This is a genomic window from Enterobacter sp. R4-368, from assembly GCF_000410515.1.
Lineage (GTDB): Bacteria > Pseudomonadota > Gammaproteobacteria > Enterobacterales > Enterobacteriaceae > Kosakonia.
This window is the reverse complement of sequence record NC_021500.1, coordinates 1,199,661-1,221,043: the sequence shown is the minus strand read 5'-3', so window position 1 is coordinate 1,221,043 and position 21,383 is coordinate 1,199,661. Positions and strand designations below refer to the sequence as shown.

At 55.6% G+C, this 21,383-nt stretch carries 22 protein-coding genes; 12 read left to right on the top strand and 10 right to left on the bottom strand.

The features are described 5' to 3' along the window. Positions 1 to 17: 17 nt before the first annotated feature. Positions 18 to 101 carry a small membrane protein YohP gene (yohP, locus tag H650_RS24375; RefSeq protein ID WP_000698460.1) on the bottom strand — a complete coding sequence of 28 codons (84 nt, stop codon included), beginning with the start codon at positions 99 to 101 and terminating at the stop codon, positions 18 to 20. A 109-nt stretch (positions 102 to 210) separates the two neighbouring features. Between yohP and H650_RS05670 the strand changes: the two genes are divergently transcribed. Beyond that, on the top strand, positions 211 to 984 hold the full coding sequence (locus tag H650_RS05670) for an SDR family oxidoreductase (protein ID WP_020454372.1): 774 nt from the start codon (positions 211 to 213) through the stop codon (positions 982 to 984). On the opposite strand, the gene H650_RS05665 is transcribed toward H650_RS05670, so the two are convergent. Further along, on the bottom strand, positions 981 to 1,565 hold the full coding sequence (locus H650_RS05665) for a DedA family protein (protein WP_020454371.1): 585 nt from the start codon (positions 1,563 to 1,565) through the stop codon (positions 981 to 983). The genes H650_RS05670 and H650_RS05665 overlap by 4 nt on opposite strands. Before the next feature lie 170 nt (positions 1,566 to 1,735). On the opposite strand from H650_RS05665, the gene H650_RS05660 reads away from it, so the two are divergent. Next, positions 1,736 to 2,323, top strand: a complete 588-nt coding sequence (locus H650_RS05660) for a Yip1 family protein (RefSeq protein ID WP_020454370.1) — start codon at positions 1,736 to 1,738, stop codon at positions 2,321 to 2,323. A 170-nt stretch (positions 2,324 to 2,493) separates the two neighbouring features. Then, a complete protein-coding gene (pbpG, locus tag H650_RS05655; protein WP_020454369.1) occupies positions 2,494 to 3,438 on the top strand; it encodes a D-alanyl-D-alanine endopeptidase in 945 nt (314 codons plus the stop codon). Here pbpG and H650_RS05650 read toward each other — a convergent pair whose 3' ends face one another. Next, entirely contained in the window at positions 3,439 to 3,993 is a 555-nt protein-coding gene (locus tag H650_RS05650) for a GNAT family N-acetyltransferase (protein WP_020454368.1), read from the bottom strand. It lies immediately after the preceding gene. Positions 3,994 to 4,094: 101 nt separating this feature from the next. After that, entirely contained in the window at positions 4,095 to 5,831 is a 1,737-nt protein-coding gene (gene dld, locus H650_RS05645) for a D-lactate dehydrogenase (RefSeq protein WP_020454367.1), read from the bottom strand. A 308-nt stretch (positions 5,832 to 6,139) separates the two neighbouring features. Here dld and bglX point away from each other — a divergent pair, with 308 nt between their 5' ends. From bglX to H650_RS05620, 5 genes are all read left to right on the top strand, one after another. After that, on the top strand, positions 6,140 to 8,437 hold the full coding sequence (gene bglX, locus H650_RS05640; RefSeq protein ID WP_044489420.1) for a beta-glucosidase BglX: 2,298 nt from the start codon (positions 6,140 to 6,142) through the stop codon (positions 8,435 to 8,437). Between the two features lie 149 nt (positions 8,438 to 8,586). Next, the gene (gene osmF / locus H650_RS05635; RefSeq protein WP_020454365.1) at positions 8,587 to 9,504 is read left to right on the top strand and encodes a glycine betaine ABC transporter substrate-binding protein OsmF; all 918 of its coding nucleotides are present in this window, start codon (positions 8,587 to 8,589) and stop codon (positions 9,502 to 9,504) included. A gap of 8 nt (positions 9,505 to 9,512) precedes the next feature. After that, positions 9,513 to 10,667, top strand: coding sequence for an ABC transporter permease (locus H650_RS05630; protein WP_020454364.1), 1,155 nt, complete (start codon positions 9,513 to 9,515; stop codon positions 10,665 to 10,667). Continuing rightward, positions 10,660 to 11,607, top strand: coding sequence for an ABC transporter ATP-binding protein (locus tag H650_RS05625; protein ID WP_020454363.1), 948 nt, complete (start codon positions 10,660 to 10,662; stop codon positions 11,605 to 11,607). The genes H650_RS05630 and H650_RS05625 overlap by 8 nt, the downstream gene beginning before the upstream one ends. Further along, positions 11,591 to 12,328 (top strand): ABC transporter permease, encoded by a 738-nt coding sequence (locus H650_RS05620; protein WP_020454362.1) that lies wholly within the window; start codon positions 11,591 to 11,593, stop codon positions 12,326 to 12,328. The genes H650_RS05625 and H650_RS05620 overlap by 17 nt, the downstream gene beginning before the upstream one ends. Here the strand turns inward: H650_RS05620 and H650_RS25165 are convergent. Both H650_RS25165 and mlrA read right to left on the bottom strand, forming a co-directional pair. After that, positions 12,303 to 12,416 (bottom strand): protein YohO, encoded by a 114-nt coding sequence (locus tag H650_RS25165; RefSeq protein WP_020454361.1) that lies wholly within the window; start codon positions 12,414 to 12,416, stop codon positions 12,303 to 12,305. The genes H650_RS05620 and H650_RS25165 overlap by 26 nt on opposite strands. 60 nt (positions 12,417 to 12,476) lie before the next feature. Then, positions 12,477 to 13,208, bottom strand: a complete 732-nt coding sequence (gene mlrA / locus H650_RS05615; protein WP_020454360.1) for an HTH-type transcriptional regulator MlrA — start codon at positions 13,206 to 13,208, stop codon at positions 12,477 to 12,479. Positions 13,209 to 13,427: 219 nt separating this feature from the next. On the opposite strand from mlrA, the gene H650_RS05610 reads away from it, so the two are divergent. From H650_RS05610 to H650_RS05600, 3 genes are read left to right on the top strand one after another with little or no spacing between them, the layout of a single operon-like run. Further along, positions 13,428 to 15,116, top strand: coding sequence for a sensor histidine kinase (locus H650_RS05610; protein ID WP_020454358.1), 1,689 nt, complete (start codon positions 13,428 to 13,430; stop codon positions 15,114 to 15,116). Further along, positions 15,110 to 15,829: a two-component system response regulator BtsR gene (gene btsR / locus H650_RS05605; RefSeq protein ID WP_017459820.1), complete on the top strand. Its 720-nt coding sequence runs from the start codon at positions 15,110 to 15,112 to the stop codon at positions 15,827 to 15,829. The genes H650_RS05610 and btsR overlap by 7 nt, the downstream gene beginning before the upstream one ends. Before the next feature lie 53 nt (positions 15,830 to 15,882). Beyond that, positions 15,883 to 16,368: a YehS family protein gene (locus H650_RS05600; protein WP_020454357.1), complete on the top strand. Its 486-nt coding sequence runs from the start codon at positions 15,883 to 15,885 to the stop codon at positions 16,366 to 16,368. An 84-nt stretch (positions 16,369 to 16,452) separates the two neighbouring features. Here H650_RS05600 and H650_RS05595 read toward each other — a convergent pair whose 3' ends face one another. Next, positions 16,453 to 16,908 carry a YehR family lipoprotein gene (locus tag H650_RS05595; RefSeq protein ID WP_020454356.1) on the bottom strand — a complete coding sequence of 152 codons (456 nt, stop codon included), beginning with the start codon at positions 16,906 to 16,908 and terminating at the stop codon, positions 16,453 to 16,455. Positions 16,909 to 16,994: 86 nt separating this feature from the next. Continuing rightward, positions 16,995 to 19,028 carry a methionine--tRNA ligase gene (gene metG / locus H650_RS05590; protein ID WP_044489687.1) on the bottom strand — a complete coding sequence of 678 codons (2,034 nt, stop codon included), beginning with the start codon at positions 19,026 to 19,028 and terminating at the stop codon, positions 16,995 to 16,997. A gap of 283 nt (positions 19,029 to 19,311) precedes the next feature. On the opposite strand from metG, the gene apbC reads away from it, so the two are divergent. After that, a complete protein-coding gene (gene apbC, locus H650_RS05585) occupies positions 19,312 to 20,421 on the top strand; it encodes an iron-sulfur cluster carrier protein ApbC (RefSeq protein ID WP_017459824.1) in 1,110 nt (369 codons plus the stop codon). A gap of 34 nt (positions 20,422 to 20,455) precedes the next feature. Here the strand turns inward: apbC and H650_RS05580 are convergent, their stop codons facing one another. Further along, positions 20,456 to 20,881 (bottom strand): GNAT family N-acetyltransferase, encoded by a 426-nt coding sequence (locus H650_RS05580; protein WP_020454354.1) that lies wholly within the window; start codon positions 20,879 to 20,881, stop codon positions 20,456 to 20,458. A gap of 12 nt (positions 20,882 to 20,893) precedes the next feature. Continuing rightward, on the bottom strand, positions 20,894 to 21,229 hold the full coding sequence (locus H650_RS05575) for an RcnB family protein (RefSeq protein ID WP_020454353.1): 336 nt from the start codon (positions 21,227 to 21,229) through the stop codon (positions 20,894 to 20,896). Between the last annotated feature and the right edge of the window lie 154 nt (positions 21,230 to 21,383).

Sequence of the window (21,383 nt, the reverse complement as noted above, 5' to 3'; positions counted from 1 at the left end):
CGCTACCCGGCGCTACTTTAGAAGATCATCTTAAATACGCCGGTGACCACCAGCAGACCAATCAGAAAGATAATCAGGATTGCCCAAAGCAGTATCTTCATCATTTTCTTCGTCCTTTTTATATGCAGGTAGTTAAAAGCGTAGGCAATCTCACGCAGTTGTGCCTTTTTCCTATACTTACCTGTCTATTTGTTAACCAGAGGACGACCTATGCCTGTAACCAAAGTTGCGATTGTGACCGCCGCCGATTCCGGGATTGGCCGACAGTGTGCACTGATGCTGGCCGAACAGGGATTTGATATCGGCATTACCTGGCATTCGGATGAAAACGGCGCGAAAGAGGCTGCGTTGCATATTGAGGATCTTGGGCGGCGGGCGGAAACCACCCATCTCGATCTCAGCCAGTTGCCGGAAGGGGCGCAGGCGATTGAGACATTGATTTCCCGCTTCGGGCGTATCGATGTGCTGGTGAATAACGCCGGGGCGATGAGCAAAGCCCCGTTTCTTGATATGAAATTTGATGACTGGCGCAGCATTTTCACCGTTGATGTCGACGGCGCGTTTCTCTGCTCGCAAATCGCCGCCAGGCACATGGTGCAGCAGGGGCAGGGCGGGCGCATCGTCAATATCACCTCGGTGCATGAGCATACGCCGTTGCCGGACGCCAGCGCCTATACTGCAGCCAAACACGCGCTCGGCGGCTTAACCAAATCGATGGCGCTGGAGCTGGTGGATCACAACATTCTGGTAAACGCCGTCGCGCCGGGGGCAATAGCCACGCCGATGAATAACATGCGCGACGAAGATGCAAAACCGGGGTCGTTACCCATTGTTCCACTGACAAGACCGGGCACCACCAAAGAGATAGCCAGCATGGTCGCCTGGCTCTGTTCAGAACATGCCAGCTACACCACCGGACAATCGTTGATTATTGATGGCGGTTTTATGCTGGCTAACCCGCAGTTCAAACCGAAAACGGCTTAGTCGTTTGACGCGTTGCGCTGGCGTTTTTTCCGCCGATGATGGAACCACCAGCGCAGCGCAACCACCAGCACGATGGCAAGAATCAGCCAGATCCAGCGTTTTACATGCTGGTCGAACTGGTGCAGCCACGGGCCAATCACTTCTCCGCCTACGTAACCGAGGGTGGTAAACAGCAGCGCCCAGACGATGGCGCCAACAATGTTAAGCGGCAGAAAGATTTTCGGTCGCAAGCGACTGGTGCCAATCAACAATGGGCCAATAATGCGAAAGCCGTACATAAAACGTGAGCCGATAACAAACAGGTAGGGATGGCGGCGGATGAGCGACTGCGCCTGGTGGATTTTTTCCCGGTGGCGGGAGAAGCGGCGCAGGATTTTCGTGCCGTAGCGTCTGCCGACCAGATAAAGCAGCTGATCGCCGATCATGCCGCCAAGCGCCACGGATACCACCACCAGCCAGAACCGTAACAGCCCCTGATGCGCGGCAACACCGCCCAGCAGCGTAATTGTCTCTCCTTCAGCCACACTGCCAATCACCAGCGCGGCGTAGCCGTACTGGCTAATCAGATGATTGATATCCATTGTTTTTACGTCCTCCCGGTAAAACGCTTATAAGCATACACCCGATATCGCGCCTTCGCCGGAATGACGCCGTTTCGTTGTCGCGGCATTTTTGTTGCTGTACAAAAAATAATCGCAATAGTGAATTATACTGACAGTGTCGATGTTCGGGCTGTCAGCGAGGGGGCGTTATGAACCATGTCTGGGGACTCTTTTCCCATCCCGATCGTGAAATGCAGGTTATCAAAGGCGAAAACGAGACAATTTCGCATCACTACACCCACCATGTATTAATCATGGCGGCCATTCCGGTTGTATGCGCGTTTATTGGTACCACGCAAATCGGCTGGAATTTTGGCGAAAACAGTGTGGTGACGCTGTCATTGTTTACCGGTTTCTATCTGGCGGTGCTGTTCTATGCGTTGATGCTCGGAGGCGTGGCGGTGATGGGCCGCGTTATCTGGTGGATGGCGCGTAGCTTGCCACAGCGGCCTTCATTAGGGCGCTGTATGGTGTTCGCCGGTTATGTGGCGACGCCGCTGTTTCTCAGTGGGATTGTGGCGCTTTATCCGCTGGTCTGGCTTTGCGCGCTGGTGGGGACGGTGGCGCTGTTTTACACCGGCTACTTGCTGTATGTCGGTATCCCGACCTTCCTGAATATCAATAAAGAAGAGGGCTTAAGTTTTTCAAGCTCGACGCTGGCGATCGGGGTGCTGGTGCTCGAAGTGCTGCTGGCGCTGACGGTGATCCTGTGGGGTTACGGTTATCGCTTGTTCTAAACCTGTTGCGTTGCTGGCGTAAATGTCGGCAACGCAATCTCTCGCAACGATTATCCTCTGGCGACAACCCTGCGTGGCGGCTATTATGCCAAAGCCAGCTCTGTTATTGCTCCGGCTGACAGAAGCGGTGTGCGTAATAACGTGCGTGAATAATTTTCAGAAGTCTCACCATGCAGAAATTTCGAGTTTCCTTATTAAGCCTGGCGTTAATCCTGGCTGCGCCCGTGGCGCCGTTTGCCGTCGCGAAAACCACAGCGGCGACCACCGCCGCACAACCTGAAATCGCTTCAGGTAGCGCGATGATTGTCGATCTGCAAACCAATCAGGTTATCTACTCCAGCCACCCTGATCTGGTGCGTCCTATTGCTTCCATTACCAAGCTGATGACGGCGATGGTGGTACTGGATGCGCACCTGCCGCTGGATGAGAAACTCAAAGTGGATATCAGCCAGACGCCGGAGATGAAAGGGATCTATTCTCGCGTGCGCCTCAATAGCGAAATCAGCCGTAAAGATATGCTGCTGCTGGCGCTGATGTCCTCGGAAAACCGCGCGGCAGCAAGCCTTGCGCACCACTATCCGGGCGGTTATAACGCTTTTATCGCGGCGATGAACGCCAAAGCGAAAGCCTTAGGCATGACGAATACGCGCTATGTGGAACCGACGGGGCTGTCGATTCACAACGTCTCCACCGCCCGCGATCTGAGCAAACTGCTGATTGCCACCAAACAGTATCCGCTGATTGGTCAGCTCAGCACCACACGTGAAGAGATGGCCACCTTCTCTAACCCGGCGTACACGCTGCCGTTTCGCAACACTAACCACCTGGTGTACCGCGATAACTGGAACATTCAGCTAACCAAAACGGGCTTTACCAATGCGGCAGGGCACTGCCTGGTGATGCGCACCGTCATTAACAACAAACCGGTGGCGCTGGTGGTGATGGATGCGTTTGGCAAACTTACCCATTTTGCCGATGCCAGCCGTTTACGCACCTGGATTGAAACCGGCAAAGTGCAGCCGGTTCCGGCTTCTGCATTAAGCTATAAACGCCAGAAAGCGGCGCAGATGGCGCAAAATCCGTCTGCGGGTGAGCAGACCGCGCAAAACGATTAATTACTCCGGCAGCGTCCAGTCACCGTCGTTGAGTGGACGCTGCATAATCAGCGTATCCCGCCAGTCGCCTTTCTTGTAGCCGACGCTTCGCAACTGCCCGGCAATCTCAAAACCGTGCTTTTTATGCAGTCGCAGCGAACCGGAATTGTTGTTGCCATCGCCAATCACCGCAATCAGTTGCCGCCACGGACCCGCTTCACAGCGTGCGATCAACGCGCTCATCAACGTACTGCCAATGCCGCGCCCGGTCATACTGGCATCCACGTAAATCGACTCTTCAAGGGTATAGCGATACGCCTCGCGGGGACGGTAATAACCGGCATAGCAATAGCCGACCACGATGCCGTGATAGAGCGCCACCATCCACGGTAAACCCTCTCTGGCGATGTTGTTCATGCGGGTGCGCATTTCATCGATAGTAGGCGGGACTTCTTCAAAGGAGGCGCGGCCGTGCAGAACATGCCAGGCGTAAAGCGAAGCAATGGCGTGAACGTCTTCAGGGCAGGCGTCGCGCACTACCACCGCAGGACCGGATAAGATATCGACAGCTGACATGACGGGTGTGCTCCTTCAAAGCAGGCGGCCATAGAAACGTTTCTCTGGCGCTGTTCGCTACTCTATTACGAAAGGAGCACACAATACAGCCCGTCGCCGGGTTATTTCATCGCCGTTGACGATGCGTTATCCGTAGCAGCGTCTTCCTGCCAGAACTTACGCTTGCTGGTTTTACCGATGCCGGGGTTCATGCTGTTTGTCGGGTCGTTTTCTTTATAAAAACGTTTTAACGGCTCGGCGGCTTCATACAGATGGCCGACGTTATGCTCGGCCGGATACTGCGCGCCACGCTGGCGTAACAGTTCCAGCATTTGCGCTTTCAGCGCATGGGCATCCACGCCTTTTTTCACAATGTAATCCTGGTGGAAAACATGGCACATAAAGTGGCCGTAATAGAGTTTATGCACCAGTTGGCTGTCGATTTCCGGCGGCAGATGCTCAAACCAGTCGTTGTCATTGCGGCGCAGCGCGATATCCAGCGCCAGAATATCTTCCACTTCATCCGCATGAACCGCCTGGTAACGGATCGCCGCACCGGCGGCGGCAAAGCGGTGTAAAAACGCTTTGCTCCCTTCTTCCGGCGTACAGACAAAGAAATCCCCCTCGGCACTGGCAAAGTAGGTTTTCAGCCAGTTTTCTGCTTCCGCAATGCCATCGCCGGACATTTTCAGCAGCAGGTGATGTTCATATTTATCGCGCCACGCTTTCATGCGCGGCGGCAGGTGAGACGGGAAAAAGCCGCTGATTTTTTGCAATGAGCGGTCAATAAAATGCGGCTTAAACACCGTCGCTTTTTCCAGTAACGCTTCGGTGCGGCCTTTCATGGTGAAGAAGAACGGCATTTTGTCAGTGCCGAGTTTATCGATCATCAGGAAGGTGTCTTTGCCGTAGCGTTCGGCGATATCGTAAATATCGCGATGCATATACTCACCGGCGACCGGCAGATGGTCGAAGTTCGCCAGAATATGACGGCGGATCTCCGCCAGCACTGCCGTTTGATTGGTGCCGATGTAGAAGACCTGCTGGCGCGTTTCGGCCGGGAAGGTGTCCAGACGCACGGCAAAAACCGCCAGTTTGCCGGCACAGCCGGACGCTTCGAACAACCGCTGCGGATCGGCGTTGTAACGCGCCGGGGTGTCGGCATCGACATCGCGCACGCGGGTGACGTAATCATGATCGTGGCCGTGGCGCTGGTCGTGCAGCACGTCGCTATCGCTCACACGATCGTCATCAAGTTTACTGAGGATCTGCTCCGGCGTTTCCCCCAGCGAAATGCCTAAATGGTTCACCAGCACCAGTTTGCCCTGCTCATCGATACGCGCGAACAGCGACATTTCGGTGTAAGCCGGGCCGCGCTGCACCAGCGAACCGCCGGAGTTATTGCAGATGCCGCCGATAACAGATGCGCCAATGCACGAGGAACCGATCACCGAATGCGGCTCGCGACCCAGCGGTTTAAGCGCTTTTTCCAGCGAATAGAGCGTGGTACCAGGGTAGGCCAGCACCTGTTCGCCGTTATCCAGCAGATGCAGCTTATCAAGACGCAGGGTGCTGATAATTACGATTTCCCGGTCATAATCATTGCCGTTTGGCGTTGATCCTTCCGTCAGCCCGGTGTTCGCCGCCTGCATCAGAATAATTTTATCGGCGTTAACACAGGCCTGCAGAACGCGCCACAATTCGACCAGCGAGCCGGGAAAAACCACCGCCAGCGCATTGCCCTGGCCAGAACGAAAGCCTTTACGATAGCGGGCCGTTTTGGCCGGGTCGGTAAGCAGATGAGAAGCGCCAACCAGCCGTTTTAGTTCGCTGATAAACGCGTTGTTTGGATGTGACATTATCCACTCCTTGTGGCTAATCATTGTTCAAGACATTTCATTCTTCGGGCCGCTTTTTACTGGCGTTAGCGCCCGGAAGCTTATCTCAGTAAGCGTCATAAGAATGTGAAGACCTGCCGCTTTGGCGCGTTATGCATGATGACGTGTAAAGTGCGCATTAATGTTAGCCCCGTAAAACCAAACGGGGGAGCGAATTCGCATAAAAATCAGAGTCCAACTCTGCAACACGTGCCAGGATTATGGCACACTGCGTTTCTTTCGCGGCCAGTGACCGCGGTTATGGGTGAAAAAACAAGAGAGTAAACGACATGAAATGGCTATGTTCTGTAGGTGTCGCTGTGAGCCTCGCGCTGCAACCAGCGCTGGCGGAAGAGATGTTCGGCAACCATCCGCTGACGCCAGAAGCAAGGGATGCGTTTGTCACTGAGTTGCTCAAAAAAATGACGGTCGATGAAAAAATCGGCCAGCTGCGTTTAATCAGCGTCGGGCCGGATAACCCAAAAGAAGCCATTCGCGACATGATCAAAGCAAGCCAGGTCGGCGCAATTTTTAACACCGTCACCCGGCAGGATATTCGCGCCATGCAGGATCAGGCGATGCAGCTAAGCCGCCTGAAAATCCCTCTGTTTTTTGCCTATGACGTGGTACACGGCCAGCGTACCGTCTTCCCGATTAGCCTCGGTCTTGCCTCCAGCTTTAACCTTGATGCGGTGAAAACCGTTGGTCGCGTTTCTGCCTATGAAGCCGCTGACGACGGCCTGAATATGACCTGGGCGCCGATGGTTGATGTCTCGCGCGATCCGCGCTGGGGCCGCGTTTCCGAAGGGTTTGGCGAAGATACGTACCTGACCTCTGAAATGGGGCGCACCATGGTCGAAGCGATGCAGGGCAAAAGCCCGGCCGATCGCTACGCGGTGATGACCAGCGTGAAACACTTCGCCGCTTATGGCGCGGTAGAAGGCGGTAAAGAGTACAACACCGTTGATATGAGCCCGCAGCGCCTGTTCAACGACTATATGCCACCGTACAAAGCCGCGCTGGACGCTGGCAGCGGCGGCGTAATGGTGGCGCTGAACTCCCTCAACGGCACACCGGCTTCCTCCGATTCATGGCTGCTGAAAGATCTGCTGCGTGATGAGTGGGGCTTTAAAGGCATCACCATTTCCGATCACGGGGCGATTAAAGAGCTGATTAAACACGGCACCGCCGCCGATCCGGAAGATGCCGTGCGCGTGGCGCTGAAATCCGGCATCAACATGAGTATGAGCGACGAGTACTACAGCAAATACCTGCCGGGCCTGGTGAAATCCGGCAAAGTGACGATGGCGGAGCTGGATGATGCCACCCGCCACGTGCTGAATGTGAAATACGATATGGGGCTGTTTAACGATCCGTACAGCCACCTGGGGCCGAAAGAGAGCGACCCGAAAGATACCAATGCCGAAAGCCGTCTGCACCGCAAAGAAGCGCGGGAAGTGGCGCGTGAAAGCATGGTACTGCTGAAAAACCGTCTGGAAACGCTGCCGCTGAAAAAATCGGGCACCGTGGCGGTGGTGGGCCCGCTGGCCGACAGCAAACGCGATTCGATGGGCAGCTGGTCTGCGGCAGGCGTTGCCGATCAGTCCGTTACCGTGCTGACCGGTATTCGTAACGCGCTGGCTGGTAAAGGTGAAGTGGTGTATGCCAAAGGGGCAAACATCACCAATGACAAAGATATCGTTAATTTCCTCAATCTTTATGAACCGGCAGTGGTTGTCGATCCGCGCTCCCCGCAAGCGATGATTGATGAAGCGGTCGCCGCGGCGAAAAAATCCGACGTGGTTGTTGCGGTAGTGGGCGAAGCGCAGGGCATGGCGCATGAAGCCTCCAGCCGTACCGATATCACCATTCCGCAGAGCCAGCGTGATTTGATTGCCGCGCTGAAAGCCACCGGCAAACCGCTGGTATTGGTGCTGATGAACGGTCGCCCGCTGGCGCTGGTGAAAGAGGATCAGCAAGCCGACGCCATTCTGGAAACCTGGTTTGCCGGCACCGAAGGCGGCAACGCCATTGCCGATATTCTGTTTGGTGACTACAACCCGTCCGGTAAGCTGCCGATGTCCTTCCCGCGCTCTGTCGGGCAGATCCCGGTCTATTACAGCCACCTGAACACCGGGCGTCCGTATGATGCCGATAAACCAAACAAATATACCTCTCGTTACTTCGACGAAGCGAACGGCCCGCTCTATCCGTTTGGCTATGGCCTGAGCTACACCACCTTCAAGGTTTCTGACGTGAAGATGTCTGCACCGTCGATGACGCGCACCGGCAAAGTGACCGCCAGCGTTGAAGTGACCAATACCGGCAAACGCGAAGGCGAAACGGTTATTCAGATGTATTTGCAGGATGTCACCGCGTCAATGAGCCGCCCGGTCAAACAACTGCGCGGTTTTGATAAGGTGAACCTGAAACCGGGCGAAACCCAAACCGTTAGCTTCCCGATCGATATCAATGCGCTGAAATTCTGGAACCAGAAGATGAAGTACGATGCGGAGCCAGGCAAATTCAATGTCTTTATCGGCGTTGATTCTGCACGCGTTAACCAGGGCGAGTTCGAACTGCGTTAACCTCTCACAGGCCGGGAAACCGGCCTGATTTCCCTCGCTATACCTTATTCCTTAATCGTTTAACCTTCTGACGCGACAAAGCCGCTAATTTTCGGCTACGCTCTTTTCTCAAGCTGCTGAAAAAGGCGGTAAAAAATGAGGGAAGTACAATGACAATCATGAAAAAGATTGCGTGCTCAATAGGGTTGATTGCCGCGGTGAGCCTCCCGCTGCAGGCGGCGGAGCCGGTAAAGGTCGGTTCCAAAATTGATACCGAAGGGGCGCTGCTGGGCAATATCATTTTGCAGGTTCTGGAAAGTCATGGCGTAAAAACAGTCAATAAAGTGCAACTCGGCACCACGCCAGTGGTGCGCGGCGCGATCACCTCTGGCGAGCTGGATATTTACCCGGAGTACACCGGTAACGGCGCCTTCTTCTTTAAAGATGAGAACGATGCCGCGTGGAAAAACGCGCAGCAGGGCTACGAAAAAGTCAAAAAGCTGGATGCTGAAAAAAACAAACTGGTATGGCTAACCCCCGCCCCGGCGAACAACACCTGGACAATCGCGGTGCGTCAGGATGTGGCGCAGAAAAACAAACTTAACTCCCTTGAGGATCTGAGCCGCTACCTGAAGCAGGGCGGTGAATTTAAGCTCGCCGCGTCGGCTGAATTCATTGAACGTACCGATGCGCTGCCCGCGTTTGAAAAAGCCTATGACTTTAAATTGAAGCAGGATCAGCTGCTGTCGCTGGCCGGTGGCGATACGGCGGTCACCATCAAAGCGGCGGCGCAGCAAACCTCCGGTGTTAACGCGGCGATGGCCTACGGTACGGATGGCCCGGTGGCGGCGCTCGGTCTGCAAACCCTGAGCGACCCGAAAGGTGTGCAGCCCATCTACGCACCAACGCCGGTAGTACGCGAATCTGTGCTGAAAGCCTACCCGGAACTCGATACGTGGCTGAAGCCGGTATTTGCCAGCCTGGATGAGAAAACGCTGCAAAAACTCAACGCCAGTATTGCGGTGGAAGGGCTGGATGCGAAGAAAGTCGCGGCTGACTACCTGAAAGAAAAAGGCCTGGTGAAATAATTACCCCTATGGATGTTTCGATACGCTGCCATAACCGTGTGTTGTTGCTGTTGGCGGTGCTGGGCGGGCTGGCGGCGTGGCTGCCGTTTGTGAACTATGCGCCAAACCGGCTGGTTTCCGGTGAAAGCCGCGCCTTATGGCAGCTTTTTTCCGCGCTGTGGCTCCTTGCGCCCTGTCTCTTACTGGCAATGAGCTTTATTCCCGGTCGCGGTGCGCAGGTGGCAACGTTGCTGTTTACCGAAGCGCTGTTCTGCCTGCTGATATGGAGCGCGGGCAGGGCGGCGACCGATCTCGTGCAGACGGGCAGCCCGCTGGCGCGCACATCGCCCGGCAGCGGGTTGTGGCTGTGGCTGGCGCTAACGCTGTTGGCCTGTAGCGATGCGATTCGCCGCGTTGTGTCCAACCCCGTGTGGCGCTGGTTGCTGCATGCGCAGGTGTGGTGCCTTCCTCTCTATTTATTGCTCAGCGGCGCGCTGGATAATCTCTCGCTGCTACGCGAATACACCAATCGGCAGGATGTGTTCAACGATGCGCTGGCGCAGCATTTAACGCTGTTGTTTGGCACGTTGCTACCTGCGCTGGTGGTCGGCTTTGCCATCGGGCTGTGGTGCTATCGTCATCCCTCTCGCCAGGGGCCGGTGTTCGCGGTGCTCAACGTTATTCAAACCATTCCGTCGGTGGCGCTGTTTGGCTTACTGATTGCGCCGTTAGCCGGGCTGGTAAAGCAATTCCCCGAACTTAGCCAGTTGGGGATTGCCGGCACTGGCATGACACCTGCGCTGATTGCGTTAATCCTCTATGCCTTACTGCCGCTGGTGCGCGGTGTGGTCGCCGGGTTAAACCAGGTGCCGCAGGAGGTGCTGGAAAGCGCCGAAGCGATGGGCATGAGCGCGCGCCAGCGTTTCTGGCAGGTGCGCGTGCCGCTGGCGCTTCCGCTGCTACTGCGCAGCCTGCGAGTGGTGGCGGTGCAAACGGTCGGGATGGCGGTGATTGCCGCATTGATCGGTGCGGGTGGGTTTGGTGCGCTGGTCTTTCAGGGGCTGCTGAGCAGCGCACTGGATCTGGTACTGCTGGGCGTCATTCCGGTTATCGCCATGGCGGTGATCGTTGATGCGTTATTTGGCTTAGGGATAGCGCTGCTGAAGGTGAAACAGCATGATTGAATTTAATAACGTCAGTAAAACCTTTGCCGGGCAGTCAGCGGTGAGCCATCTCGATTTGCACGTTAAAACGGGCGCGTTTTCGGTGCTGATTGGCACCTCGGGTTCCGGAAAATCCACCACCCTGAAGATGATTAACCGGCTGGTGGAACACGATGAAGGCACAATTACTTTTGCCGGGACGGATATCCGCTCGCTGCCGGTGCTGGAGCTGCGCCGTCGCATGGGGTATGCCATTCAGTCGATAGGTTTATTTCCTCACTGGACGGTGGCGCAGAACATAGCCACCGTGCTGCAATTGCAAAAGTGGTCACGCGCGAAGCGCGACGCGCGGGTCGATGAACTGATGGCTCTGCTGGGGCTGGAGCCTGCCCTGCGCGAGCGCTTTCCGCATCAGCTCTCCGGCGGGCAGCAGCAGCGGGTGGGCGTTGCCCGCGCGCTTGCCGCCGACCCGGAAGTGCTGTTAATGGATGAACCTTTCGGCGCGCTTGATCCCGTAACCCGCGCGGCGTTACAGCAGGAGATGGTGCGCATTCACCGTCTGCTTGGACGCACCATTGTGCTGGTGACGCATGACATTGATGAAGCCTTACAACTGGCCGATCACCTGGTACTGATGGATGGCGGAAAGGTGGTCCAGCAGGGGACGCCGTTATCGATGCTGACCGCGCCGCGTAACGATTTTGTGCGCGAGTTTTTTGGCCGCAGCGAGCTTGGCGTGCGGCTGCTCTCATTGCGCCAGGTGAGCGCTTATCTGCGCAGTGAACGCGTTGCTGTCGGCGAACCGCTTCAGGAAGCGATGACGCTGCGTGAAGCGCTCTCGGCGTTTGTCGCCCAGCAGTGCGAAGTATTGCCGGTGAATAATGCGCAGGGGCAGCCCTGCGGGAGCCTGCATTTTCGCGATTTGCTGCGCGTGGAGGCCGCCTGTGAAGATCCTGCGTGACCCGCTGCTGTGGCTGATGGCGCTGTTTGTTGCGCTGCTGGTCTGGTTACCGCATAGCGCGGCGCTGTTCAGTTCACTTTTTCCGCAGCTCCCGCGCCCGGTCTATTTGCAGGAGAGTTTTATTTCGCTGACCGTCGCCCATTTCTCGCTGGTCGCGGTTTCCAGTGTGATTGCGATTGTGCTGGGGGTTGGCGCAGGCGTTGCGGTCACGCGTTCTGCCGGGCGGGAATTTCGCCCGCTGGCGGAAACCATTGCCGCCGTGGGGCAAACTTTTCCCCCGGTGGCGGTGCTGGCGATTGCCGTGCCGGTAATGGGCTTTGGTAAACAACCGGCGATTATTGCGCTGGTGCTATATGGCGTATTGCCGATCTTGCAGGGCACGCTGGCGGGGATCGCCTCGGTGCCGGAAAGCGTGCAAAGCGTGGCGAAAGGCATGGGCATGAGCGCATGGCAGCGGTTGTTGAAGGTGGAGTTGCCGCTCGCCGCACCGATGATCATCGCCGGGGTACGCACGTCGGTGATCATTAATATCGGCACCGCCACTATCGCGTCTACGGTCGGTGCAAGTACGCTGGGGACGCCAATCATCATTGGCCTGAGCGGTTTTAATACGGCTTATGTGGTACAGGGGGCGGTGCTGGTGGCGCTGGCAGCGATTATTGTCGATCGGGGATTTGAGCGGCTGGCGCAGCGGCTCAACCGACACCGCCACGCACAATAAACGAATAACCGGCGAGCATGACGCCACCAATTCCGCCGATGGCCATCAGCAAAAAGATAGCGATAACAACAATTTTACCAGACTTCATTTTATGCTCCTTCTGAATCAGGCTGGCATTATAAAGGCAAGTTGAGTTGTTAATAAAACATTAAATGCCGAGCAACCAGACGCTGTGCCCCGCTTCGCGCCATGCCAGCATCTGCTGTTGCTGTGCTTCGCCCGGTGTTTCGCCGCACCACACCAGCAGTGTCCGGCCGGGGAACATCTCCGGGCGCAACTGGGGCAGGGCATGCGCCAGAATATCCACCCGCCATCCCTGCTGGCTTGCCATCCAGCCCTCCAGCCACAGGCGCGTGGTGTCCTGCACATTCCAGCCAATCACCAGCGCGTCTTTACCCGGTTTTTTACGCGCAGAAGTCAGGCAGCCGGAAATGTAATTGATCAGGATCCCGTCAAGCAGGCTCAGCATCGCCAGCAGGGCGGGCTGCTGAGTTTGTAGCCGCAATCGTAAGGGGATAAGCAGATGTGTTGCCAGCGCCTGCGCCGGGTAGTCGCGCCCGTGCTCTTTGATCCACTGATGCAGGCGATGCGGGTCGCCCTGTTGCAGGTATTGCAGGGCGGTTTCCTGCTGGGCGCGCCAGCCATCTCGCGTCTCTTCCAGCGCTGAAGAGAGCAGCTTTTGCACTTTGCTGACCTGCACGCCGGTCTCTATCCAGCGTTTGATCTCCCGGATGCGGTCAATGTCCTCTTCGGTGAATAACCGGTGGCCGCCATCCGTGCGCTGGGGTTGCAATAGTCCATAACGTCGCTGCCAGGCCCGCAGCGTCACGGGGTTGATTTCGCATAACAACGCCACTTCACCGATTGTGTAAAGCGCCATGGTGTTACCCTCGCCAGCCGACTCCCTGTATAACTGTAGCCGCTGCCGCCTGGCACAGGATGCGCAGCCGCAAAATTGCGCAAAATGTGTGCGAACGGTTAATCAATGTGGCTTACTTTGTGATGCGGAGCACGATTTTGTATTTTTTTGCAGCGCTTCAAAGAAACATCTGAAAACACCCTGTATGTTACGCGCTTTAGTTGATGTGGTGTGGTGGGTATGTACGAGTTCAATCTGGTGTTGCTGCTGCTTCAGCAGATGTGCGTGTTTCTGGTTATCGCCTGGTTGATGAGCAAAACGCGGCTGTTTATTCCGCTGATGCAGGTAACCGTGCGCTTACCGCATAAGCTGCTGTGCTATGTCACCTTCTCCATTTTCTGCATTCTCGGTACCTATTTCGGCCTGCATATCGAGGATTCTATTGCCAACACGCGCGCGATTGGCGCGGTAATGGGCGGCCTGCTCGGTGGCCCGTTAGTGGGCGGTCTTGTCGGGTTAACCGGCGGTATTCACCGCTATTCGATGGGCGGCATGACCGCGCTTAGCTGCATGCTCTCTACGTTTGTTGAAGGGTTGCTCGGCGGCCTGGTACACCGCGCGCTAATCAAACGCGGGCGCACCGATCTGGTGTTCAGCCCGTTTACCGCCGGGGCGGTAACTTGCGTGGCGGAGCTGATCCAGATGCTGATTATTCTGCTTATCGCCCGTCCGTTTGATAGCGCGTTACACCTGGTGCAAAGCATCGCCGCGCCAATGATGGTCACCAATACCGTTGGTGCGGCGCTGTTTATGCGCATCCTGCTCGATAAGCGCGCAATGTTCGAAAAGTACACCTCGGCGTTTTCCGCCACTGCATTAAAAGTGGCAGCGTCGACGGAAGGGTTTTTGCGCCAGGGTTTTAACGAAGAGAACAGCATGAAGGTGGCGCTGGTGCTCTATAAAGAGCTCGATATTGGCGCGGTGGCGATAACCGACAGGGAAAAACTGCTGGCCTTCACCGGCACCGGCGACGATCACCATCTGCCGGGGCGGCCCATCTCGTCGGTCTGGACGCAGCGCGCCATTGAAACCGGGGAAGTGGTTTATGCCGACGGCAACGAAGTGCCTTACCAATGTTCGCTCCATCCGCAATGCAAACTCGGTTCGACGCTGGTGATCCCGCTGCGCGGCGAAAACCAGCGCGTGGTGGGGACGATTAAGTTGTATGAAGCGAAAAACCGCCTGTTCAGCTCCATCAACCGCACGCTGGGCGAGGGGATTGCGCAACTGCTTTCGGCGCAGATCCTTGCCGGACAGTATGAGCGGCAAAAGGCGCTGCTTACCCAGTCGGAAATTAAACTGCTGCACGCGCAGGTAAATCCGCATTTCCTGTTTAATGCCCTGAACACGCTAAAAGCAGTGATCCGCCGCGACAGCGATCAGGCCGGGTTGCTGGTGCAATATCTCTCAACGTTCTTTCGTAAAAACTTAAAACGCCCGTCGGAAGTGGTAACGCTGGCGGACGAAATTGAACATGTGAACGCCTACCTGCAAATTGAAAAAGCGCGTTTTCAGTCGCGCTTGCAGGTGCAATTACATGTGCCGGAAGCGCTGTCGCACCTGCAACTTCCGGCGTTTACCCTGCAACCGATCGTGGAAAATGCCATCAAACATGGCACGTCGCACCTGCTCGGCGTGGGCGAGATTATGATTAACGCCAGCCAGGACGGGCGGCATCTGGTGCTGGATATTGAAGACAATGCCGGGTTGTACCAGCCGAAAACCGACGCCAGTGGATTAGGGATGAGCCTGGTGGATAAGCGCCTGCGCGCGCGGTTTGGCGATGAGTGCGGCATTACTATTGCCTGTGAGCCGGATCTGTTTACCCGCATTACCCTACGACTCCCGCTGGAGGAACACGCATGTTAAAAGTGCTGATTGTTGATGATGAACCGCTGGCCCGGGAAAACCTGCGTATCCTGCTTCAGGAAGAGAGCGATATTGAGATTGTTGGCGAGTGCGGCAACGCCGTCGAAGCGATTGGCGCGGTGCATAAACTGCGTCCGGATGTGCTGTTTCTTGATATCCAGATGCCGCGCATTAGCGGGCTGGAGATGGTCGGGATGCTCGATCCGGGAAACCGGCCGTATGTTGTGTTCCTGACCGCGTTTGACGAATACGCGGTGCAGGCGTTTGAAGAACACGCGTTCGATTATCTGCTTAAACCGATTGAAGCCCGCCGCCTGGAGAAAACCCTCAGCCGCTTGCGCCTTGAGCGAAACGTGCAGGATGTGTCGGTGCTGCCGGAAAACCAGGAAGCGCTGAAATTCATTCCCTGTACCGGGCACAGCCGGATCTGGTTATTGCAGATGGATGAAGTGGCGTTTGTCAGTAGCCGCATGAGCGGCGTGTATGTGACCAGCCAGGAGGGCAAAGAGGGGTTTACCGAGCTGACGCTGCGCACGCTGGAGAGCCGTACGCCGCTGGTGCGCTGCCACCGCCAGTACCTGGTCAATATGGCGCACCTGAAAGAGATCCGCCTGGAAGATAACGGCCAGGCGGAGCTACTGCTGCGCGATGGCCTGACGGTGCCGGTGAGTCGACGTTATCTGAAAAATTTAAAAGAGGCGTTGGGGTTGTAAATTCCTGTGCGATGCCTACACTGCGCGCTGGTTCATCATTTCCGGAAACAAATATGCTTAATAACGATATCCTGCGCAGCGTGCGTTACACCCTGCAAGCTGATAACACCGCGCTGGTGCGCATTCTTGCACTGGCAGACACGGCAGTGACCGTTGAACAGCTGGCGCCCTGGTTGCGCAAAGAAGACGAGGAAGGTTATAAGCCGTGCCCGGATATTGTGTTGTCCGCGTTTCTGAACGGTCTTATTTATGAAAAACGTGGCAAAGATGAAACCGCGCCGCCGCTGGTGGCTGAACGCAAGCTGAATAACAATATCGTGCTGAAAAAGCTGCGTATCGCCTTTTCGTTAAAAACTGACGATATTCTGGCTATTCTGACCGCCCAGCAGTTCCGCATCTCGATGCCGGAAATCACTGCCATGATGCGTGCGCCGGATCATAAGAACTTCCGCGAATGCGGCGATCAGGTGATGCGTTATTTCCTACGTGGTCTGGCGGTACGCGAGCAAAAACCGAAGGGTAAAACCGAAGCGGAATAATCGATAATCCTTCAGGCTGCATCGCTGATGGTTTAGCGCCAGGCGGGCATCGCCAACAACGCGCAGCTTGAAGGAGAACAGGACTTACTGCACTTCTTTAAAGCCGCGTGATTTCAGCAGCTCTTCTGATTTCTTCATGCTGATTTTGCCATTGACCGTGCCGGTAAACTCGGAACCCTGCAGGTTGTTCAGCGCAGCAAAATCGACCTCGTTGTAATCCACATCCAGCGTCTCTTGCGCGTAGGTTTCCTGATAATCCACGCTCTCTTTGATCCCTTTAATGCTCTGGTATTTTTTGCTGATCGGATCCAGCACTTTCATCGCCTCGTCTTTTGTCTTCGCGCCAATGGAAGCGTACTCGATTTTATTTTTGGCGGTCTGGCGTTCAACCTCGTCACCTTTGTAGTAATAGGTCAGCGTCACTTCCGTGCCCGCCTGCGCAAAGGTAAAGGTTTTACTCTGCTCTTTTTCCCCACAGCCGGTCAGACCAATGAGTAAAGCGACAGAAAAGAGTGCGGCGATGAATTTACTCAATTTCACGATATTCCCCTGTTTTCCATGTGAAGTAATGTTTGGTAATGCAAAATTGAGTATAGAAAAAGGCGCTGAATTCAGCGCCTTATTTTTTATTTCACTTGCTGGCCTGCTTTTGCGCCGCTATCGGGGCTTAACAGGAAGATATCTTTTCCGCCAGGGCCGGCGGCCATCACCATCCCTTCGGAGATACCAAAACGCATTTTGCGCGGCGCGAGGTTGGCGACCATCACCGTCAGGCGACCGATCAGCGCGCTCGGGTCCGGGTACGCGGAACGGATGCCGGAGAAGACATTGCGTTTTTCGCCATCCAGATCCAGCGTCAGGCGCAGCAGCTTGTCGGAACCTTCGACGAACTCGGCGTTTTCAATCAGCGCCACGCGCAGATCGACTTTCGCGAAATCGTCAAAGCTGATGGTTTCCTGAATCGGGTTATCCGCCAGCTCGCCGGTTACCGGTGCGGCAGCCGCTTTCACTTCCTCTTTTGACGCTTCCACCAGTGCTTCCACCTGTTTCATTTCGATACGGTTATACAACGCTTTGAAGGCGTTAACTTTGTGGCCGAGCAGCGGCTGGTTGATGGCATCCCACTCAAGCGTCGTGTTGAGGAACGCTTCGGCGCGCTCCGCCAGCGACGGCAGAACCGGTTTCAGCCACGTCATCAGCACGCGGAACATGTTCAGCCCCATGGTGCAAATGGCCTGCAGATCGGCGTCGCGGCCTTCCTGTTTTGCCACAACCCACGGTGCTTGTTCGTCAACGTAACGGTTCGCCACATCGGCCAGCGCCATAATTTCGCGTACCGCTTTGCCGAACTCACGGCTCTCCCACGCTTCGCTGATGGTCGCTGCCGCGTCGGTAAAGGTTTTGTACAGCGCCGGGTCTGCAAGCTCTGCCGCCAGCACGCCGTCGAAACGTTTATTGATAAAACCGGCGTTACGCGAGGCGAGGTTCACCACTTTGTTGACGATGTCGGCATTCACGCGCTGGATGAAATCTTCGAGGTTAAGATCGATATCATCAATGCGCGAAGAGAGCTTCGCCGCGTAGTAATAGCGCAGGCTGTCGGCGTCGAAATGATTCAGCCAGGTGCTGGCTTTGATAAACGTTCCGCGCGATTTGGACATCTTCGCGCCGTTCACCGTCACGTAGCCGTGGACAAACAGGTTGGTCGGCTTGCGGAAACCGCTGCCTTCGAGCATTGCGGGCCAGAACAGGCTGTGGAAATAGACGATATCTTTACCGATGAAGTGATACAGATCGGCGTCGGAATCTTTCTTCCAGTACGCATCAAAGCTGGTGGTATCGCCGCGCTTGTCGCACAGGTTTTTGAACGACCCCATGTAGCCAATCGGCGCATCCAGCCAGACGTAGAAATATTTGCCCGGCGCGCCTGGAATTTCGAAACCGAAGTAAGGCGCATCGCGGGAGATATCCCACTGCTGCAAGCCGGATTCGAACCACTCCTGCATTTTGTTCGCCACCTGCTCCTGCAACGCGCCGCTGCGCGTCCACGCCTGCAACATTTCGCTAAATGAGGGCAGATCGAAGAAGAAGTGCTCGGAATCACGCATGACCGGCGTCGCGCCGGAAACCACCGACTTCGGCTCAATCAGCTCGGTCGGGCTGTAGGTCGCGCCACATACTTCGCAGTTATCGCCATACTGATCCGGTGATTTGCATTTCGGGCAGGTGCCTTTCACAAAACGGTCCGGCAGGAACATGCCTTTTTCCGGATCGTAGAGCTGAGAGATGGTGCGGTTTTTAATAAAACCGTTCTCTTTCAGGCGGGTATAGATAAGCTCCGACAGCTCGCGGTTCTCGTCGCTGTGCGTCGAGTGGTAGTTGTCGTAGCTGATGTTAAAGCCAGCAAAATCGGTCTGATGCTCCTGACTCATGTCGGCAATCATCTGCTCCGGGGTGATCCCCAGTTGCTGCGCTTTCAGCATGATCGGCGTGCCGTGGGCATCGTCGGCGCAGATGAAGTTGACCTCGTGGCCGCGCATTCGCTGGTAACGGACCCAGACATCAGCCTGGATGTGCTCCAGCATATGGCCGAGGTGGATGGAGCCGTTGGCGTACGGCAGTGCGCACGTTACCAGAATTTTCTTCGCGACTTGAGTCATAGTAGGCATTACATCTTCTTGAGAAAAAGGGGTATCGATAGTACCAAAAGGGGAATTAGCGCGCTACGCGATCTGCGGACGTTTTAATTCAGACAGGGATTTTTGGGTAAAGATTGCGCCTTCGGTGATAAGGATTTTAAGAACGTTTCAATCCCTATATGAATACATGAGTAATAATTAATCCATGCGTTAACGGCATTTATCCGTAAATGAATAATTGTTGCCCGTGGGGTAAACTTGCTGGCTACAATGTCGTTTTCAGAACAACTACAAAGGAGTCGGGATGAGTTCGCAATCCCAGGCCAAATCCCCGGAAGCGTTACGCGCGATTGTCACCGGGACGCTGGCCGATTTTCAGCACCCAACCCTGAAGCACAATCTCACTGCTTTAAAAGCGGTACACCATGTCGCATGGCTGGATGACACCCTGCACGTTGAGTTGCTGATGCCGTTTGTCTGGCGCAGCGCGTTTGAAGAGTTAAAAGCGCAGTGCAGCGCCGAATTGCTGCGGCTGACCGGCGCGCGCGCCATCGACTGGAAGCTGTCGCACAACATCGCCACCTTAAAACGTGTGAAGAACCAGCCGGGCGTCAACGGTGTGAAAAACATCATTGCCGTCAGTTCCGGCAAGGGCGGGGTAGGGAAATCCTCCACGGCGGTAAACCTGGCGCTGGCGCTGGCGGCGGAAGGGGCGAAAGTCGGTATTCTCGACGCCGATATTTATGGCCCGTCGATCCCGGTCATGCTCGGTGCGGAGCACGAGCGTCCGACCTCGCCGGACGGTACGCATATGGCGCCGATTATCGCCCACGGTCTGGCGACCAACTCGATTGGCTACCTGGTTACCGATGATAACGCCATGGTGTGGCGCGGCCCGATGGCCAGCAAAGCGCTGCTGCAATTGTTGCAGGAGTCCATGTGGCCGGATCTGGATTACCTGGTACTGGATATGCCGCCAGGCACCGGTGATATTCAGCTGACGCTGGCGCAAAACATTCCGGTGACCGGCGCGCTGGTGGTGACAACGCCGCAGGATATAGCGCTGATCGACGCCAAAAAAGGCATCGTTATGTTCGAGAAAGTGGAAGTGCCGGTGCTCGGTATTGTTGAAAACATGAGCATGCACATTTGCAGCAACTGCGGTCATCACGAACCGATTTTCGGCACCGGCGGTGCGGAAAAACTGGCCGAGCAGTATCACACCGAGTTGTTGGGGCAGATGCCGCTGCACATTTCGCTGCGTGAAGATCTGGATAAAGGTACGCCGACCGTGGTGAGCCGCCCGGACAGCGAATTTACCGCTATCTACCGTCAACTTGCCGGGCGCGTAGCCGCGCAGCTTTACTGGCAGGGTGAAGTCATTCCTGGTGATATCGCGTTTCGCGCGGTGTAAATCCGTCAACCTCTCCCGTTCGGGAGAGGTTTTTTTACTTCTTCAGATAGTGCATCAGCACGTAATCCCCTTCCGGCGAAACGCCCTGTGCTTCGATATGCCAGCCATGGTGCTGATAAAACGCCAGTGCGGCTTTGTTATGCAGCAGGCATTTCAGTGCGCCAGTGCCGGTAAAGGTGGATTGCGCATGTTTGAGCAGAGCGCTGCCGACGCCTTTGCCCTGAAAGGCCGGGTCGACAAACAGGTTGTGCAGGAAATTGTCGTTTTCGTACACCGAGGCGAACCCCAGCCGGTGGCCCTCTTCTTCGGCGACCCAGATGGTTTCATCGAGCGTGGCGGCGTCAAAATCTTCCAGCCGCCAGTCGCTGCCATCAAGCCAGTGCCAGCTTTCTTTGCGGGCGTGTAAAAAAAGAGTGCGTAAAAACGGTCTGTCACTTTCCTGCCAGCGGCGAATAATCATTCAGCTCCTGGTTTAGCGATGGTAAAAAATGTCGCCGTTATAGGCTTTGAGGATTTTGCCTTCGGCATCGGTGATAAGCACATAGTTGCCGCCCATATAGGTCCAGTGGCTACCGGCTTCGGGGGCTGGCAGGTTACGCAGTTGCCACTGTTTGATGTTGTACTCTTCGCTGCGGTACATTTCTGGTACGGTGTCGCCAATGGTGAATTTCGTAAAGTCGGCGACAAACTCATTAATTTCGTAAGATTGCGGCCCGGTAGCGCCTGGTGTAGCGGTTTGCGGTGCGGCAAAGGCCGTCGAGGCGGTTGCCAACAGCGCGCCCAGAAGCATCATTTTTGTTTTACTCATACTCTCTCCAGGTTGTTCTTATACATTTCACGCGGTTGCATAAATAGCACGCCATCATTGCCGTTAACGGACAGTGGAGCAACTACGAAAAAATAACGCTTTGGTAAAAAGTGTAAGCAAACCCAGGGCAGAGCAGGAAAAGCGGACGGCGATT

Excerpts from the sequence above, each read along its gene's own strand:
- H650_RS05600 (WP_020454357.1), top strand. The coding sequence starts at position 15,883 with ATGCTTAATAACGATATCCTGCGCAGCGTGCGTTACACCCTGCAAGCT.
- H650_RS05580 (WP_020454354.1), bottom strand. The coding sequence starts at position 20,881 with ATGATTATTCGCCGCTGGCAGGAAAGTGACAGACCGTTTTTACGCACT.
- pbpG (WP_020454369.1), top strand. The coding sequence starts at position 2,494 with ATGCAGAAATTTCGAGTTTCCTTATTAAGCCTGGCGTTAATCCTGGCT.
- H650_RS05670 (WP_020454372.1), top strand. The coding sequence starts at position 211 with ATGCCTGTAACCAAAGTTGCGATTGTGACCGCCGCCGATTCCGGGATT.
- metG (WP_044489687.1), bottom strand. The coding sequence starts at position 19,028 with ATGACTCAAGTCGCGAAGAAAATTCTGGTAACGTGCGCACTGCCGTAC.
- H650_RS05630 (WP_020454364.1), top strand. The coding sequence starts at position 9,513 with ATGGATGTTTCGATACGCTGCCATAACCGTGTGTTGTTGCTGTTGGCG.
- dld (WP_020454367.1), bottom strand. The coding sequence starts at position 5,831 with ATGTCACATCCAAACAACGCGTTTATCAGCGAACTAAAACGGCTGGTT.
- osmF (WP_020454365.1), top strand. The coding sequence starts at position 8,587 with ATGACAATCATGAAAAAGATTGCGTGCTCAATAGGGTTGATTGCCGCG.
- mlrA (WP_020454360.1), bottom strand. The coding sequence starts at position 13,208 with ATGGCGCTTTACACAATCGGTGAAGTGGCGTTGTTATGCGAAATCAAC.
- yohP (WP_000698460.1), bottom strand. The coding sequence starts at position 101 with ATGAAGATACTGCTTTGGGCAATCCTGATTATCTTTCTGATTGGTCTG.
- apbC (WP_017459824.1), top strand. The coding sequence starts at position 19,312 with ATGAGTTCGCAATCCCAGGCCAAATCCCCGGAAGCGTTACGCGCGATT.
- H650_RS05625 (WP_020454363.1), top strand. The coding sequence starts at position 10,660 with ATGATTGAATTTAATAACGTCAGTAAAACCTTTGCCGGGCAGTCAGCG.
- H650_RS05665 (WP_020454371.1), bottom strand. The coding sequence starts at position 1,565 with ATGGATATCAATCATCTGATTAGCCAGTACGGCTACGCCGCGCTGGTG.
- H650_RS25165 (WP_020454361.1), bottom strand. The coding sequence starts at position 12,416 with ATGAAGTCTGGTAAAATTGTTGTTATCGCTATCTTTTTGCTGATGGCC.
- H650_RS05660 (WP_020454370.1), top strand. The coding sequence starts at position 1,736 with ATGAACCATGTCTGGGGACTCTTTTCCCATCCCGATCGTGAAATGCAG.
- H650_RS05650 (WP_020454368.1), bottom strand. The coding sequence starts at position 3,993 with ATGTCAGCTGTCGATATCTTATCCGGTCCTGCGGTGGTAGTGCGCGAC.
- bglX (WP_044489420.1), top strand. The coding sequence starts at position 6,140 with ATGAAATGGCTATGTTCTGTAGGTGTCGCTGTGAGCCTCGCGCTGCAA.
- H650_RS05575 (WP_020454353.1), bottom strand. The coding sequence starts at position 21,229 with ATGAGTAAAACAAAAATGATGCTTCTGGGCGCGCTGTTGGCAACCGCC.
- H650_RS05610 (WP_020454358.1), top strand. The coding sequence starts at position 13,428 with ATGTACGAGTTCAATCTGGTGTTGCTGCTGCTTCAGCAGATGTGCGTG.
- btsR (WP_017459820.1), top strand. The coding sequence starts at position 15,110 with ATGTTAAAAGTGCTGATTGTTGATGATGAACCGCTGGCCCGGGAAAAC.